The sequence below is a fragment of the Vibrio gangliei genome (assembly GCF_026001925.1).
GTDB classification, from domain to species: Bacteria; Pseudomonadota; Gammaproteobacteria; order Enterobacterales; family Vibrionaceae; genus Vibrio; species Vibrio gangliei.
This window is the reverse complement of record NZ_AP021869.1, coordinates 731,982-747,284: the sequence shown is the minus strand read 5'-3', so window position 1 is coordinate 747,284 and position 15,303 is coordinate 731,982. Positions and strand designations below refer to the sequence as shown.

Genomic DNA, 15,303 nt, shown 5'->3' with positions numbered 1-15,303 from the left:
ATAGAATAAATGGAGAGAAAAATGAAACGGACCATTTTATATGGCGCAATAACAACGGCTCTACTCTTATCTCAGCAAGCCTATACTCAAGATTGTAGTACTCTGCCAATTTGGAATTCTAGCCAAGCCTATTCCGGCGGGTCACAAGTCCAACAGGATAATATCGCTTATGAGGCAAACTGGTGGTCACAAGGTCATTCACCCGCAGCTCATTCTGGTGATTGGCAAGAGTGGAAAAACATAGGAGTATGTGAAAGCTCAGATGGCAACCAAGCACCTTCCTTATCAATCACCTCACCACTTGACCAAGCTCAGGTAACGGCAAATACGACCATTACTTTAAAAGCTGACGCCTCAGATCCCGATGGCGAAGTGCAATATGTAGAGTTTTTTGCTGGCAATACGTCACTTGGCCAAGTAAGCAGCGCCCCATACCAACTTGAGTGGGAAGCCACGTTAGGCACAACCAGCATTACCATGACCGCCATGGATGATCAGGGGAAAACCAGCACCGCTTCGGTTTCGATTAACGTCCAAAGCAGTAGCGAGAATGTCGCACCAAGCATAAACCTTGCAAGTCCAGCCTCGGAAGATACCATTCAAACTAATGACACAGTGACCTTATCCGCGAATGCTTCCGATACAGATGGCTATGTCGCCAGTGTCGAGTTTTATGTCGATAATGCATTGGTCGCCACCGATACTTCCGAGCCTTATGAACACAGCTGGATAGCCACATCAGGTGAACACGCTTTAAAAGCCAAAGCCATTGACGACCTTGGTGCCAGCACCTTCAGTAATACGGTTCAAATTGACGTCACCTCCCCAAGCACTTCTGGTGGTTGCAGTGATCTACCAACCTATACAGCAGGAACGGGTTATACCTTAGGGCAATTAGTGCAATCCAATAATCAAAAATATCGCTGTGATGTGGCTGGTTGGTGCTCTTCAAGCTCAGCGTGGGCTTATGAGCCAGGAAAAGGATCACATTGGCAAGAGGCTTGGACTGAGGTCGGCGCTTGTACGACACCGCCTAGCGTCTCGTTAACATCACCGCTAGATGGCAGCGTTGTCTTAGCCGGCAGCGAAATCAACGTCAGTGCAGAGGCATCGGATCCTGATGGCACTATCTCGCAAGTTGAATTTTTTGCCAATGACACAAGTTTAGGGACAGATACTGAAGCGCCTTATAGCGTGTCATGGCTCGCCACCAACGTGGGCTCCAATGTTATTAAAGCGATCGCAACCGACGATGAAAACAATCAAGTTGAATCCATCAGCCAAGTGACGGTTAGCGACCAACCTGTTGTCACACGTTTAACCTCTCCGGTGGCAGGTAGCACTGTCGGATTAGGAAAAAGCGTTCAGATCACCGCCGATGCGACTAGCCTTTCTGGCAGTGTAAGCAAGGTTGATTTCCTTGTTAATGGCACAGTGATAGCCAGTGATTCCACCGCACCTTATGCGGTCAATTGGACACCTTCCGCTATCGGCTCTTACACCGTTTCAAGCTCCGCGACTGATAATCAAGGTAACAACGCCAAGTCTGATTCTGTATCGGTGAATGTGATTGAAAAAACATCGAAAGTTCACAAACTGATCGGCTATTGGCACAACTTTGTTAATCCAGCTGGCTGCCCTATTCCTCTCTCTGAAATGTCAGACGATTGGGATGTGATCGACATTGCCTTTGCGGATAACGATCCGAACAGTACGGGTACGGTGCATTTCAACCTATTCCAAAGTGACATTCGCAGCGATTGCCCAGCCATTGATCCGGTGAAATTTAAGCAAGATATGGCAGACCTACAAGCCAAAGGAAAAGTGTTTGTGCTTTCACTTGGCGGTGCAGAAGGAACCATTACGCTCAATAGTGATTCCGATGAACAGCATTTTGTCTCTAGCTTGACTGAAATCATTCAAGAGTGGGGTTTTGATGGGCTTGATGTCGATTTAGAAAGCGGCTCAGGTCTTGTTCATGGTTCGCAAATTCAAGCTCGTTTAGGAAGAGCGTTACTGCAAATTGAACAAAATATTGGTGGAGATATGTATCTCACCATGGCGCCAGAGCATCCATATGTACAAGGCGGTATGGTGGCTTACTCAGGGATCTGGGGGGCGTATATTCCTATCATCAATCAAGTTCGTGATACCTTGGATTTGCTTCACGTTCAACTGTATAACAACGGCGGACTACCGAATCCTTATATGTCAGGCTCAGCGCCAGAAGGCTCTGTCGATATGATGGTTGCTTCAGCCAAAATGCTGGTAGAAGGATTTGATTTAGCCGATGGTTCTCACTTTGCACCATTACGCGACGATCAAGTGGCCTTTGGTCTGCCTTCCGGGCCACAATCAGCGAACTCTGGACAAGCGCCAACACAAAACATCACCGATGCTTTAGATTGTGTCACTTATGGTAGCCATTGCGGTACGGTTGTGCCGAGCAAGCTATACCCTAATTTTGGCGGTGTAATGACGTGGTCAATCAATTGGGATGAATACGACGGCTTTAATTTCTCCAACCCCATTGGAGCAAAATTAACGCAGATGAATAGCGATCAATAAACCAAAACAAAAGTGCCAGCTAGATGATTAGCTGGCACTTTCACTTCATTGTTGAAGCTATCATTATCGAAACAATCATTGTCGAAGCAATGCTTTCAAAGCTATCGTCAATAATTAGATATTGACGAACGGCATTTAAATCACAAACACTTCATAGCCCTTCAACTCAGGAATTTGCTGACGCAGCTTCTCTTCATCTTTTGCTATACCTTGTAGATCAGTACAGTAATCGGTCGCTTCTTGTTGTAATTCAGCCGATTGCGATTCGAGTTTGGTTTGGACTTTAGTTTTGAGTTCTATCAACTTATTTTGCAGATCGCTTAAGTTAACACTGCCATCTTGTTTCATTTGGTTTGACAAAGCAGCAAACGCACTGGAGAAAAATTCTCCGTTAAATCGTTGCATCGCTGCGGCGGAATCCGCTTTCCAATTAGCAATAGCGTCACCAACCGCATCTTTTTTCAGAACCCATTCACCATTATTATAATAACGCGATTCGATATCGGCGTAAAAATCATTCATGGCTTGTTTTAGGTTATTGAAGGCATTCGGATCTTGAAATGACTCACTGACATCATCAATTACATCATTGGCAAGCTGAACACCTTGGTCGGCAATATCTTTTGCCTTAGGAACGTAAGTGCTGACTTTCTCACGATAAGTTTGCACCGCTTGCTGCTGCAACTGATTCAAGTCGAGCTTGTCACCATTAATGAAGACTTGGTTATTTTGATCGATGACCACTTTCGGCTGCCCCTGTTGGTAAACCGACACCACGTTGTCTTTCAGGTGTAATTCATTATTAATGTTGATATCGCATCGTGGTGCTTGAGCCAATGCGGTAAAAGAAGAAAGCGTTAATGCCGTCGCGAGAAGTGTTTTTTTCATTCCAATTGCCTCACTAGAGATGAGTAAATCCAAGTATTCGTGTAAATCCAGGTATTCGTATAACTCAAAGTATGATTGCACTTTTGATTTATTGAGCCCTTACCTTAATAGAGCATGATTTTTATATAACAATAGCAATCCTATACAACTGAACGTCAGTAATAAGTGAATTTATTGCCTATTTCAATCAAAACACGGTAACAATTTCATAACATGTATTCTTTCCGCCAATATTCAACTCAACCTCATCGCCCACCTGTTTGCGGTAAAGTCGTTTTCCTAAAGGAGACTCTTTGGTGAGCAATTGCACGGTTCTGCCATCAAATTCGACCGTTAATCCACCAGCGACTGGGCTTAAAAAGAACCATTTCACTATTTCTCGCTCTACATCTAACAACTCAATGTATGCACCCAAGTCGATCTCATGGCGCTCGGAATACGTCTTCACTGGCAATGCTTTGAAGCGCTGCAGGTCTTGCAAACTTTGTTCAACTCTCTGCGCCTGACCATGCGCCAAGTAAGCCGCTTCCAAGCTTAAAGTGTCATATTTATGCTCAGGAATATTTTCTTTATCTGTCGCACTTTTCATTGCTGTTTCCGTCGCTTGATAGGCTATATCATGCTTATCAATTAACGCTTTAATGATTACTTGGTGCAATAATTCTTTATTCATGGAATAACACAAGTTCCTTTTTCATTAGTGGCTTGAACACGCTAATATGCAACTTCATTTTTCAATCAGATGATTAACCTGAGGTAAAGGATTGCCATGAACCCAATTCAGCCCAACGTTCAAAAAACACTCCAGGACTATTTTGGTTTCGATAGCTTAAGAGGTGGCCAACAAAATGTGATTGACGCAATCATGTCAGGCCATTCTGCGGCAGCTATTTTCCCGACCGGCTCAGGAAAGTCCCTATGTTACCAACTTCCTGCCATTCTATTGCCAAATTTAACCTTGGTCATTTCACCTTTATTGGCGTTAATGAAAGATCAATTGGCGTTTTTACACAGTAAAGGTATTGCCGCCGCTTCCATTGATTCTAGTCAAGATAGAGAAGCGACCAACCGCATTATGCAGCAAGTTCGTAACGGTGAAATCAAAGTCTTGATGATTTCGGTTGAACGCTTAAAAAATGAACGTTTCCGTCAATTTATTGAACAGATCCCTATCTCAATGTTGGTGGTCGATGAAGCGCATTGTATTTCTGAATGGGGTCACAACTTCCGTCCAGATTACCTCAAGTTGCCAGATTACTGCCAACGTTTAAATATTCCACAAGTGCTTTTACTCACCGCAACAGCAACACCCGCGGTTATCGATGACATGAGTCATAAGTTCAATATCGACAAACACCACATTACCGTCACTGGGTTTTATCGTCCGAACTTGGATTTGAGTGTTATCGCGTGTGAGGAAGAAGATAAACCGCAAGCCTTGGTCGATTTGTTATGTAAACAGCCCAATTTGCCCACGATTGTCTACGTCACCTTACAACACACGGCTGAACAAGTAGCCAAGTATTTACAACAGCACGATGTCAACGCGATCGCCTACCACGCAGGGCTAGATTCAGACATTCGCCAAAATATCCAACAGCAATTTATGCAAGGTCAAGTCCCCTGCATTGTTGCCACCATCGCTTTTGGTATGGGGATAGATAAATCGGATATTCGCCGTGTTGTGCATTATGATTTACCAAAATCGATTGAGAACTACTCACAAGAGATTGGGCGTGCGGGTCGTGATGGTCAAACTTCTTACTGTACCGTGTTGGCCAACAAATCTGGCCTTAATGTTTTAGAAAATTTTGTGTATGGCGATACGCCCGAGCCACAATCTATTCAGTATTTATTGGAATCAATTTTTGATCAGCAAACGTCTTCTGGTTTATGGGAAGTGATGCTTACTCGCTTATCTCGCGACGCCAATATCCGCCAATTACCACTCAAGACTTTATTGGTTTACTTAGAGCTTCAACGCGTTATCCAAGCAAAATACAGCTACTTCGCAGAATATCGCTTTAAACATATTGCCTCAGAAGCAGAGATCTTGGCACGCTTTCCGGCAACCGGCCAACATGCCGAAAGACATCAATTTATTCAAGCCATTTTCAACTGTTCTAAAATGGCCAAAACATGGCGAACGGTAGATTTCGATGCTTTATGGATGGGCTATCAAGCAGACAGAAAGCGTGTGGTAGCAGCATTAGACTATTTCCACGAGCAGGGCTTAATCGAACTTGAGAGCAAACAAATCACCGATGTCTACCAAGTGCTTTCTCAATCTCAGCAAATTGACCATCAACACATCGCACAAGAACTTACCGAGCTGTTTCAGCAAAAAGAACATGGTGATCTAAACCGAATTCAAACTCTGATTAATTTGTTTGAAAGCCCGTCCTGTCTAAGCTCAAAGCTTGCGAGCTACTTTTTGGATCATGATGTTCCAAATGCTTGTGGACACTGTAGCGTATGCCGAGGGAAAGTCGCAAAACTGCCATCGCCTTACCTAGAAGATGTCGCTCTAGAACAAATTACTCAATGGTTAGCCCCATACCAGTTGGCTTTCAATCAATCAGATAAAGCACAACAATGGACGCTGAGTTTAGAAGCAAAAACTCGATTTTTATGTGGTATTGCAACACCTTTGAGTTCACAGCTCAAAGCATCCAAAATGGAAGGGTACAGCAAGTTAGAAATGTATCCATTTGCAAAAGTGAAGCAATGGGTTTCCGCTGCTGCAAACTAGCAGCGGAATAAGATTACTCTGGCAAGAACAGCAATTGCACCGTGACAGGAATCGTAGTGGAAATGGATTGTAACTGTGCAACATCTTGCAAGGCTTTAATCCCTCCCTCAAGCCCAAAATCCGCGGCAGAAATAACGATAGGTTCAAGAGTACTGACGAGACGCCCACCATCTTCTAGTGCCGTCACAGAAACCTTTGTTTCAATCGGCACTTGATGATCATGTAAAGAAAGTTCGGCTGTCAGCGGAATCACTTTACTTTCCCCTACAGCCATATTATTAACATCGTTAATATTCAACTTGGCATTAATGCTTGCCTCTGGGTAATTAACAACATCAAATAACAACTCTTTTATACGTTCATCACGGACTTCGATATTGGTATCTATACTAGCAAGATCGATATCAACTACTGCGGTACCTTGCTCGTTCACCATTCCGCTGATCGTTCTAAAGTTATGCACTTCTGTTACCGATTCATTTTTAACGGAAATAAAATTTACCTGTGAATGAAGTGGATCTAACCTCAATAACGCAAACGCCGGTTGAGAAATACCCAATCCCATAGCAAACAGTGCCGCTGATAGACCTACTTTTGACCCACTTTTTTCTATCAACCATTTCATGGCAGCATTCCTTATTTCACTTACCGTTTACAAATATCATCAAAGGTTCAGTGTATTGGGCGTTTGTGATGTTTACGTATTCATAATGTCAGGACTTTATCAATTCTGAGGTTTTCAATTGATTTTACGCCTTGTAGTAGACGTTTATATCAATAACCCAAAAGAATTATCTTATCTATCAAAAACCTTATCGTTCAAAGTTTAGTCATAAATAAGCAGTTGAGCTCAAAAAATAAAAACGGCCACCGAAGTGACCGTTTTACTCTTTGCTTATCTCTTTCGAACAACGAGAAGCGAAGCGTTCAAGCTACGAAAATCGATTAGCCAATATGCTTACGTGCGTTGCGGAACATACGCATCCATGGACTATCTTCATTCCAATCTTCTGGATGCCATGAGTTTGCGACCGTTCTAAAGACACGTTCTGGGTGCGGCATCATGATGCTGACACGGCCATCGGTAGTCGTTAAACCCGTAATGGCATTGGGTGAGCCGTTCGGGTTATTTGGATATTGTTGAGTTGGGTTACCCAAGTTGTCCACGTAACGTAGCGTCACCGTGCCCGAGTTTTCAATCGCTTGCAGATGTGCATCATCACGTACTTCCACACGACCTTCACCATGAGAAACCGCGATAGGCATACGAGATCCCGCCATACCATTAAAGAATGCAGAATTCGATTCTTGAACTTCAACTAGGCTGAAGCGTGCTTCAAAACGCTCAGATTCATTACGCACAAAACGAGGCCATAAATCTGCACCTGGGATCAACTCGCGTAGGTTTGATAGCATTTGACAACCATTACACACACCAAGTGCAATTGTCTCTTGGCGCTCAAAGAAAGCTAAGAATTGCTCACGAGCATTGTCGTTGAACAAAATCGACTTTGCCCAACCTTCACCAGCACCAAGTACGTCACCATAAGAGAAGCCACCACAAGCCACTAAGCCTTGATACTCTTCTAATGCTGCTTGACCCGTTAAGATGTCACTCATGTGAATATCGGTCGCTTCAAATCCAGCACGGTCAAACGCTGCTGCCATCTCAACATGTGAGTTAACGCCTTGCTCACGTAAGATCGCCATTTTAGGTTTAGCGCCAGTCGCAATATACGGCGCTGCAATATCTTCGTTGATGTCAAAGCTTAATTTCACGTTGAGACCAGGGTCTGTGTTGTCTTTCTTCGCTGCAAACTCTTGGTCAGCACACGCAGGGTTATCACGTAGAGCCTGCATCTTATGGGTTGTTTCCGCCCAAATGGTGCGAAGCTCAGTACGGTTACGATCAAGAACCACCGTATTGCCAGAAGTCACAACAATAGAATCGCTGTTTTCTACAGAGCCAATCACGTGCGAACATTGCGCTAAACCATTGGCCACTAATGTCGCTTGTACCGCAGTCAGATCGTCGTTATGGACTTGAATTACTACGCCTAGTTCTTCGTTAAAGAGCGCGGCTAGCGCGTCATCACCTAATGCTTCAATGTTCGCTTTCACGCCGCAGTGCCCGGCAAAGGCCATTTCAGCTAGCGTCACAAATAAGCCGCCGTCGCCTTTATCGTGGTAAGCCAAAAGTTTGTTCTCACGAACCAAGGCCTGCATCGCAAGGTAGAAACCTTTTAATTGCTCAGCATTGTCGACATCCGCAGGTTTGTCACCTAATTGCTTATACACTTGCGCAAGCGCAGTCGCGCCCATACGATTTTTGCCGTTACCTAGGTCGACCAAAATTAAGCTGGTGTCGCCTTTGTTCACTTGTAATTGAGGCGTCACGGTTTTACGTACATCTTCAACGCGAGCAAACGCCGTGATCACAAGAGAAAGTGGCGACGTCACTTCACGCTCTTCCCCATCTTGCTGCCACTTGGTCTTCATCGACATGGAGTCTTTACCCACAGGAATGGTCAAACCAAGCGCTGGACACAACTCTTCACCGACGGCTTTTACCGCTTCATACAGACCTGCATCTTCACCAGGGTGACCCGCTGGAGACATCCAGTTAGCCGACAGTTTAATGTGTTTGATATCACCAATATCCGTCGCCGCGATGTTAGTAATTGATTCACCTACCGCTAAACGTGCTGATGCACCAAAATCGAGTAGTGCAACCGGCGTACGCTCCCCCATCGACATCGCTTCGCCGTGATAAGAATCGTAACTTGCGGCTGTCACTGCGCAGTTTGCGACCGGAACCTGCCATGGGCCAACCATCTGGTCACGAACTACTAAACCAGTCACAGAACGGTCACCGATAGTAATAAGGAACGTTTTCTCAGCAACAGTTGGTAAGCGAAGAACACGATCAACAGCTTCATTAAGCTCAATACCACTGCGATCAATCGCTGGGTTATTCGCTTTCAGTGTAACCGCATCACGGTGCATTTTTGGCGTTTTACCCAAAAGTACATCCATTGGCATGTCGATTGGCGTATTGTCGAAGTGTGAATCTTCTAGTTTTAATTGACGTTCTTCTGTTGCCACACCAACCACGGCATAAGGCGCACGTTCACGCTTACAAATAGCGTCAAATAATTCCATATTCTCTGGTGCAACCGCTAACACATAGCGCTCTTGAGATTCGTTACACCAGATTTCTAATGGGCTCATTCCTGGCTCATCGTTTGGCACGTCACGAAGTTGGAAGATACCACCGCGCTCACCATCATCCACAAGCTCAGGTAATGCATTAGAAATACCGCCCGCACCCACATCGTGAATAAAGGCGATTGGGTTTTCTTCACCCAATTGCCAACAACGGTCAATCACTTCTTGGCAACGGCGTTCCATTTCTGGGTTTTCACGTTGAACAGAAGCAAAATCTAAATCTTCCGCGGATTGACCAGAAGCCATAGAAGAAGCCGCGCCGCCACCTAGGCCAATGTTCATTGCTGGGCCACCTAAAACAATTAGGCTTGCTCCAACAGGAATTTCTTTCTTCTGAACATGCTCGTCACGGATATTACCCATACCACCAGCGATCATGATCGGCTTGTGGTAACCACGAATTTCTTCGCCATTATGAGAGTTTACTTTCTCTTCATAAGTACGGAAGTAGCCCAACAAGTTTGGACGACCAAATTCATTGTTGAATGCTGCGCCACCTAGAGGACCCTCAAGCATGATGTCCAGCGCTGTTACGATACGGCTTGGTTTACCAAAATCGGTTTCCCATGGTTGAACAAAGTTAGGAATTTTCAAGTTAGAAACCGAGAAACCCACCAGACCGGCCTTTGGTTTACCACCAATACCGGTTGCACCTTCATCACGAATTTCACCACCTGAACCTGTCGATGCGCCCGGCCAAGGAGAAATCGCCGTTGGGTGGTTGTGAGTTTCCACTTTCATCAAGATATGTGCTTGTTCTTGATGGTAGCCGTATTGGCGAGTTTTTGGATCTGGGAAGAAACGGCCGACCGTTGAACCTGTCATCACCGCTGCGTTATCTTTATAAGCGGATAACACATTGTCAGGCGTCACTTCATAGGTATTTTTGATCATCTTGAACAAAGATTTTTCTTGCTCAACACCATCAATAGTCCAACCTGCGTTGAAGATTTTATGACGACAGTGCTCAGAGTTCGCTTGAGCAAACATCATCAATTCAATATCGGTTGGGTTACGTTTTAGCTTTTCAGTGAAGCTTTCAACTAGGTATTCAATTTCTTCTTCCGCTAAAGCCAACCCAAGTGAAACGTTTGCTTCTTCAAGCGCAGCTCGTCCACCGGTAAGTAGGTCAACTTCCGTTAATGGCGCAGGTTCAGCCACTTGGAATAAAGCATGGGCTTGCTCAAAATCCGTGAACACCACTTCCATCATGCGATCATGCAATAACGCTTTTAGCTCAACCAATTGCAATTCAGATAATGTTTCGCTCGATTCAATGTAGTAAGCCGTACCACGCTCAAGACGTTTAATTTGCTGCAAACCACAATTGTGGGCGATATCGGTCGCTTTCGACGACCAAGGAGAAATGGTGCCCGGACGAGGCGTAGTAAGAAGTAATAGACCTTGAGGCTCGTGATCTTCGATGGTTGGTCCGTAAGTCAGTAGCTTTTCAAGTTTAGAAAGCGCTTGCGGAGTCAGTTCAGAAGTGAGGTCTGCAAAATGCGTAAATTCCGCATAGATGCCAGACACAGGTAGATTCAATTCACGACAAAGCTCTAAAAGCTTATTGACACGAAACTCGGATAAAGCGGGTGAACCACGCAAAATTCTCATGTGCTTAGGTCTCTTTAGCAGTTGTTTTAAAAAAGAAAAGTGATATTGAAATCAGTTCATAAGCCTATGCGTTAAGGCTAACTTACCAGCTGATTTCAATCTCACCTTAGCCTTTTGCGGCGTATTATAGAGGAAATTCAACTGAGACGTAACTCAAAAAGCAACCGTTTGCGCAATTTTTTACGCAAAACATTTTTTATCTAATTGGGTTGTTGTTTTTTCATTCACAAAGCCAAAGGTAGCAGCAAAATGTTACATACCTAAAACAACAATTTTCACGGCAAATTTTGCTGATATAGACGCCATTTGATATAAAGTAGCTTCTATTGGCTTTATGAGATTTCCTTTTGACGACCTTTTACTCTCATTCTCAATTTAAGCGATTGGTTTTTATTGCTTTTATCCTTTTAGGATTAGCCGCATGCAAACCCAATCCTCAATCGATGACCGACCTAGAAAAGATCCAAGAGCGTGGCGTCTTGCGCGTGGGGACTCTGAATAACCAATTATCTTATTTTATTGGTCCAGAAGGTCCGACGGGGCTGGAATATGAGTTAGCAAAGCAATTTGCCGATGAACTGGGGGTCAAACTTGAAATCAAACCGGCCTATCATTTAACAGGGCTACTTCCTGCACTTGAAAATCAAGAAGTGGACATCGTCGCCGCAGGGCTTAGCCACACACCAGATCGATTGAAAAAATTCAACGCAGGCCCAGCCTATTACTACATTAGTCAACAAGTGATCTATAAGAAAGGCACTTGGCGCCCAAGAAATCTCCAACAACTCATCGATAAAGAAGCCACTTTAACTGTGGTGAAAGGCTCTCAGTACGAATACACCTTGCAACAATTGAGTAAAGTTTATCCTGAACTAAAGTGGCAAACCACGGCGACTGAAGACAGCACGGATTTATTAAAAGATGTGTCGGAAGGAAAAATCGACTTTACCATTGTTGACTCCGTTTCACTGTCTATCACTCAACGCCTACACCCAAACCTTGCGCTTGCGTTTGAACTAACCGAAGATCAACCTATATCTTGGTTTATTCGTAAAACCGACGATGATTCTCTGTACGCGTTAATGGTGGAGTTTTTTGGTAACTTTAACCAATCAGGGCAATTGGCCAACTTAGAAGAAAAATATTTTGGTCATATACAAAGCTTTGATTATGTTGATACCCGAGCCTTTATTCGCTCTCTTGATTCAAAACTGCCAAAATACAAAACTTTATTCCAAAAATATTCAAAAGAATTTGATTGGCGCTTAATTGCTGCGTTGGCATACCAAGAGTCACATTGGAACCCTAGAGCAACGTCGCCAACCGGTGTTCGTGGCATGATGATGCTGACACAATCCACGGCTAAAATGGTTGGGGTAAATAATCGTTTGGACCCAGAAGAATCCATTTATGGTGGTGTAGAATATTTAAGACGTGTGGTTGAACGTATTCCTGACTCGATTCCTGAGCATGAAAAAATTTGGTTTGCCCTTGCGTCTTATAATGTTGGCTACGGACATGTGATGGATGCACGCCGTATTACCCAGCACGAAGGTGGTAACCCGGACTCATGGACCGATGTAAAAGATAGATTGCCGAAACTGCGTATTCCCGGCTACTACAAATACACACGCTATGGTTTTGCTCGAGGGGATGAAGCGAAAAACTACGTTGAGAATATTCGTCGTTATTACCAAACCATTATTGGCTATGAGTCAGAAAATCAAATGGGGGGAACTAACACACCTAAAGGCGAAGATTTCCAAGTTATCGATGCAAGCTCTGTGAGTAATGCTGAAGCTAGCAATAGTGATATGTCTTCTACTAACACAAGGTCTGTATCACAAGCCAAAGGTAGTCAATAAGCATATTGAAGTCACGCTTTGAACGAAAGTGAACCCCATTAAGTAAAATCGAATAAGGGCGAAATCAAATATGGTTTCGCTTTTTTATGCCTATTGAAACCAAAAATAGAAGAAATAACAATCTCAACCAAAAAACATTATAAAAGCCGTTTTTTTTGTAAAAAAGAGTTAGCTGAGAAAAATAAACTGTGCTACAACTGTCATGAGTACGTCACAAAGAGACGATATAAAAAGAATAAAATAATAGACAATCATTAAGGAGGCATACCCTATGTTCTCTAAGAAGAAAACACTAAGTAAACTAGTTCGAACTCAATCGAACGCCACTCGTCGCCGTCGCATGCTGTCAAACAACAAAAAGCAAATTTTATGGCGTCATCGATCTTATATCTTCTGGTCTGAAGTATAGATTCTGACAATTTCGGCAAACAAATTCACATTTTGTTTGTCGATAATCCCCCCCTTTTTTTATTCTTCTTTCTCTTTCCTAGCTTGTTTAATTTCTTTACGTCGGCGTTTAAAAAACGCTTGCAACTGGTGACGACATTGCTCCTCTAACAGGCCGCCTTCAACTTGCGCATAATGATATGAGGCTTGGCTTTCAAATAGATTCAACACCGTTCCAGCCGCCCCTGCTTTCAAATCGTAAGCCCCAAATACAATGCGTCCAACTCGACTATGTAATAAAGCGCCAGCACACATAGGGCAAGGCTCTAAAGTGACATATAAGGTGGTATCAAGAAGTCGATAGTTTTGTAGGGTTTGCCCAGCTTTACGCAAAGTGACAATTTCAGCATGTGAGGTAGCATCATACGCCCCAATCGATGCATTCCACCCTTCTGCGATAATCTCACCATTTTTCACTAACACAGCCCCCACAGGCACTTCACCGTTATCTTCAGCGATGGCCGCTAGCTCGATTGCACGCAACATAAAGTCGTGGTCTTGTGGTGTAAATGTAGTCGCAGAGTCTGTCGGTAACGATGTCATGAATTTGGCTCTTAGAAAATAATGTGCCAGATTATACCTAGATCCGGCACATTATAAAAAGTTAGAAATCCTGCCAGGAACCTTTTACCCAGCGTGGTGGTGTCGAGCCAAGAACAGCATCGATGACATCTTCGTTGTAGCTGAATTTTAACGAGTCATGAAACATCACTAATTGATCATCAACATCTAAAAACTGCCCCCCCGTAAAATTAAAAGATCCTCGTTGGAAGTAGGCCGCGGTATTCGCATCAGGATAATCATCACCAAAAGCCTGATGAACCTGATTGTTGTAACCATTATTACTTAAATAGTCATTCCCTTCTAATCCCACCCAGTCATCACTTGTAGGTTGAAAGCCATCATTTAGTTGAAATAACACCCCTTTAAAGTTTCCCGATCCTATTAACGAAAATACACCGTTGTGAACCATCAGTAACACACCCTCTGTAGACTGTGAAGCCTGAGCCATACCGGATAAATTATCACCAGTAATTTCACATGAACCATCAATCCATATATGCGTATTGCCAAGTTCAATTAACTCTTTAACCTTTTGACCACAGTCTGTTACTCGTGGAATAGCACTTCCAGATACGGCTTTGTCACCCGTTATAATAGTAAAGTCATACTTAGGGTTATCTCTTACTTGCATCCATTCACTTTTCGATATTTCAAACATAGCTTCAAATGGTTTTAACTCTGTATCATGCAATAGGCCACTTTCTCTTTTATTTTTGCCTTTCTCCTTAAGGTCGATACAATTTTTCCCATTATCTTCAAAGCCATCATACGGTTTTTCATTGATTTGTACGCCATGGTTAACCAGAGAACCGCTTAACTCTATGGCATTTTTATACCTTATAGTTACACACTCCCAGCCCTCTTCTGTTTCTTCTCCAGGATCTGGAGGGCTAACTAGCGTTGCTGCCTGCATAAATAGATCTCCAGTGGATTGGATCGCCCCTGTAATACGATCGCTACTAAAATCCATCACCTTTTGCACTACAGGCTGGCTGCGCTCATCCAAGGGTTGAAGTGAATATTTTTTGCTTCCAAGAGAAACAACGTTAATACCATCTAACGCTAGTGGTTGCTGACAATCACTTTTTAAATAATCGGCTTGGATAAATTGGGGGCGGCTGCGATCTTGCTGAGCTTTAGTAAAAGCGCATTCAACCGCACCTTCACCCGCCCACTGATTCTGCCGAGCCTCAATTTCATTTTGAACTCGCTTGGCTTGAAAAAATGTTGATTTATAAGATGTCAGTAATAGTGTGAGAGCAGCAATTAAAATTAACCCACTAAAAAGGAGGCTGGCCGCCCCCTCTTGATATTTCTTCATTGCAATTCCTTTGCTTTCTTATTTTATTTGAAGACAAAGAAATATTAATTGATAAA

At 43.5% G+C, this 15,303-nt stretch carries 10 protein-coding genes; 4 read left to right on the top strand and 6 right to left on the bottom strand.

What is annotated here, in order from left to right:
• Positions 1-21: 21 nt before the first annotated feature.
• On the top strand, positions 22-2,568 hold the full coding sequence (locus Vgang_RS03395; RefSeq protein WP_105903074.1) for an Ig-like domain-containing protein: 2,547 nt from the start codon (positions 22-24) through the stop codon (positions 2,566-2,568).
• Positions 2,569-2,703: 135 nt separating this feature from the next.
• On the opposite strand, the gene Vgang_RS03390 is transcribed toward Vgang_RS03395, so the two are convergent.
• Together Vgang_RS03390 and Vgang_RS03385 are read right to left on the bottom strand one after the other, a co-directional pair.
• Positions 2,704-3,456, bottom strand: coding sequence for a DUF2884 family protein (locus Vgang_RS03390; RefSeq protein ID WP_105903075.1), 753 nt, complete (start codon positions 3,454-3,456; stop codon positions 2,704-2,706).
• A 187-nt stretch (positions 3,457-3,643) separates the two neighbouring features.
• On the bottom strand, positions 3,644-4,129 hold the full coding sequence (locus tag Vgang_RS03385; protein ID WP_105903076.1) for a GreA/GreB family elongation factor: 486 nt from the start codon (positions 4,127-4,129) through the stop codon (positions 3,644-3,646).
• A gap of 96 nt (positions 4,130-4,225) precedes the next feature.
• Here Vgang_RS03385 and Vgang_RS03380 point away from each other — a divergent pair, with 96 nt between their 5' ends.
• Positions 4,226-6,208 carry a RecQ family ATP-dependent DNA helicase gene (locus Vgang_RS03380; protein WP_105903077.1) on the top strand — a complete coding sequence of 661 codons (1,983 nt, stop codon included), beginning with the start codon at positions 4,226-4,228 and terminating at the stop codon, positions 6,206-6,208.
• 13 nt (positions 6,209-6,221) lie between these two features.
• Here Vgang_RS03380 and Vgang_RS03375 read toward each other — a convergent pair whose 3' ends face one another.
• Together Vgang_RS03375 and purL are read right to left on the bottom strand one after the other, a co-directional pair.
• Complete coding sequence (locus Vgang_RS03375; protein ID WP_105903078.1) at positions 6,222-6,833, bottom strand: YceI family protein; 612 nt, start codon at positions 6,831-6,833, stop codon at positions 6,222-6,224.
• A gap of 320 nt (positions 6,834-7,153) precedes the next feature.
• Positions 7,154-11,050: a phosphoribosylformylglycinamidine synthase gene (purL, locus tag Vgang_RS03370; protein WP_105903079.1), complete on the bottom strand. Its 3,897-nt coding sequence runs from the start codon at positions 11,048-11,050 to the stop codon at positions 7,154-7,156.
• Between the two features lie 347 nt (positions 11,051-11,397).
• Here purL and mltF point away from each other — a divergent pair, with 347 nt between their 5' ends.
• Positions 11,398-12,915 carry a membrane-bound lytic murein transglycosylase MltF gene (gene mltF / locus Vgang_RS03365; RefSeq protein WP_105903080.1) on the top strand — a complete coding sequence of 506 codons (1,518 nt, stop codon included), beginning with the start codon at positions 11,398-11,400 and terminating at the stop codon, positions 12,913-12,915.
• A 271-nt stretch (positions 12,916-13,186) separates the two neighbouring features.
• Complete coding sequence (locus tag Vgang_RS03360) at positions 13,187-13,324, top strand: hypothetical protein (RefSeq protein WP_170066853.1); 138 nt, start codon at positions 13,187-13,189, stop codon at positions 13,322-13,324.
• Positions 13,325-13,383: 59 nt separating this feature from the next.
• Here Vgang_RS03360 and tadA read toward each other — a convergent pair whose 3' ends face one another.
• Positions 13,384-13,905 carry a tRNA adenosine(34) deaminase TadA gene (gene tadA, locus Vgang_RS03355; protein ID WP_105903081.1) on the bottom strand — a complete coding sequence of 174 codons (522 nt, stop codon included), beginning with the start codon at positions 13,903-13,905 and terminating at the stop codon, positions 13,384-13,386.
• Positions 13,906-13,966: 61 nt separating this feature from the next.
• Positions 13,967-15,247, bottom strand: a complete 1,281-nt coding sequence (locus Vgang_RS03350; protein ID WP_105903082.1) for a hypothetical protein — start codon at positions 15,245-15,247, stop codon at positions 13,967-13,969.
• Between the last annotated feature and the right edge of the window lie 56 nt (positions 15,248-15,303).

What these genes read in the sequence shown, in the direction of transcription:
- Vgang_RS03395 (WP_105903074.1), top strand. Translation starts at nt 22, where the DNA reads ATGAAACGGACCATTTTATATGGCGCAATAACAACGGCTCTACTCTTA.
- Vgang_RS03390 (WP_105903075.1), bottom strand. Translation starts at nt 3,456, where the DNA reads ATGAAAAAAACACTTCTCGCGACGGCATTAACGCTTTCTTCTTTTACC.
- Vgang_RS03385 (WP_105903076.1), bottom strand. Translation starts at nt 4,129, where the DNA reads ATGAATAAAGAATTATTGCACCAAGTAATCATTAAAGCGTTAATTGAT.
- Vgang_RS03380 (WP_105903077.1), top strand. Translation starts at nt 4,226, where the DNA reads ATGAACCCAATTCAGCCCAACGTTCAAAAAACACTCCAGGACTATTTT.
- Vgang_RS03375 (WP_105903078.1), bottom strand. Translation starts at nt 6,833, where the DNA reads ATGAAATGGTTGATAGAAAAAAGTGGGTCAAAAGTAGGTCTATCAGCG.
- purL (WP_105903079.1), bottom strand. Translation starts at nt 11,050, where the DNA reads ATGAGAATTTTGCGTGGTTCACCCGCTTTATCCGAGTTTCGTGTCAAT.
- Vgang_RS03360 (WP_170066853.1), top strand. Translation starts at nt 13,187, where the DNA reads ATGTTCTCTAAGAAGAAAACACTAAGTAAACTAGTTCGAACTCAATCG.
- tadA (WP_105903081.1), bottom strand. Translation starts at nt 13,905, where the DNA reads ATGACATCGTTACCGACAGACTCTGCGACTACATTTACACCACAAGAC.
- Vgang_RS03350 (WP_105903082.1), bottom strand. Translation starts at nt 15,247, where the DNA reads ATGAAGAAATATCAAGAGGGGGCGGCCAGCCTCCTTTTTAGTGGGTTA.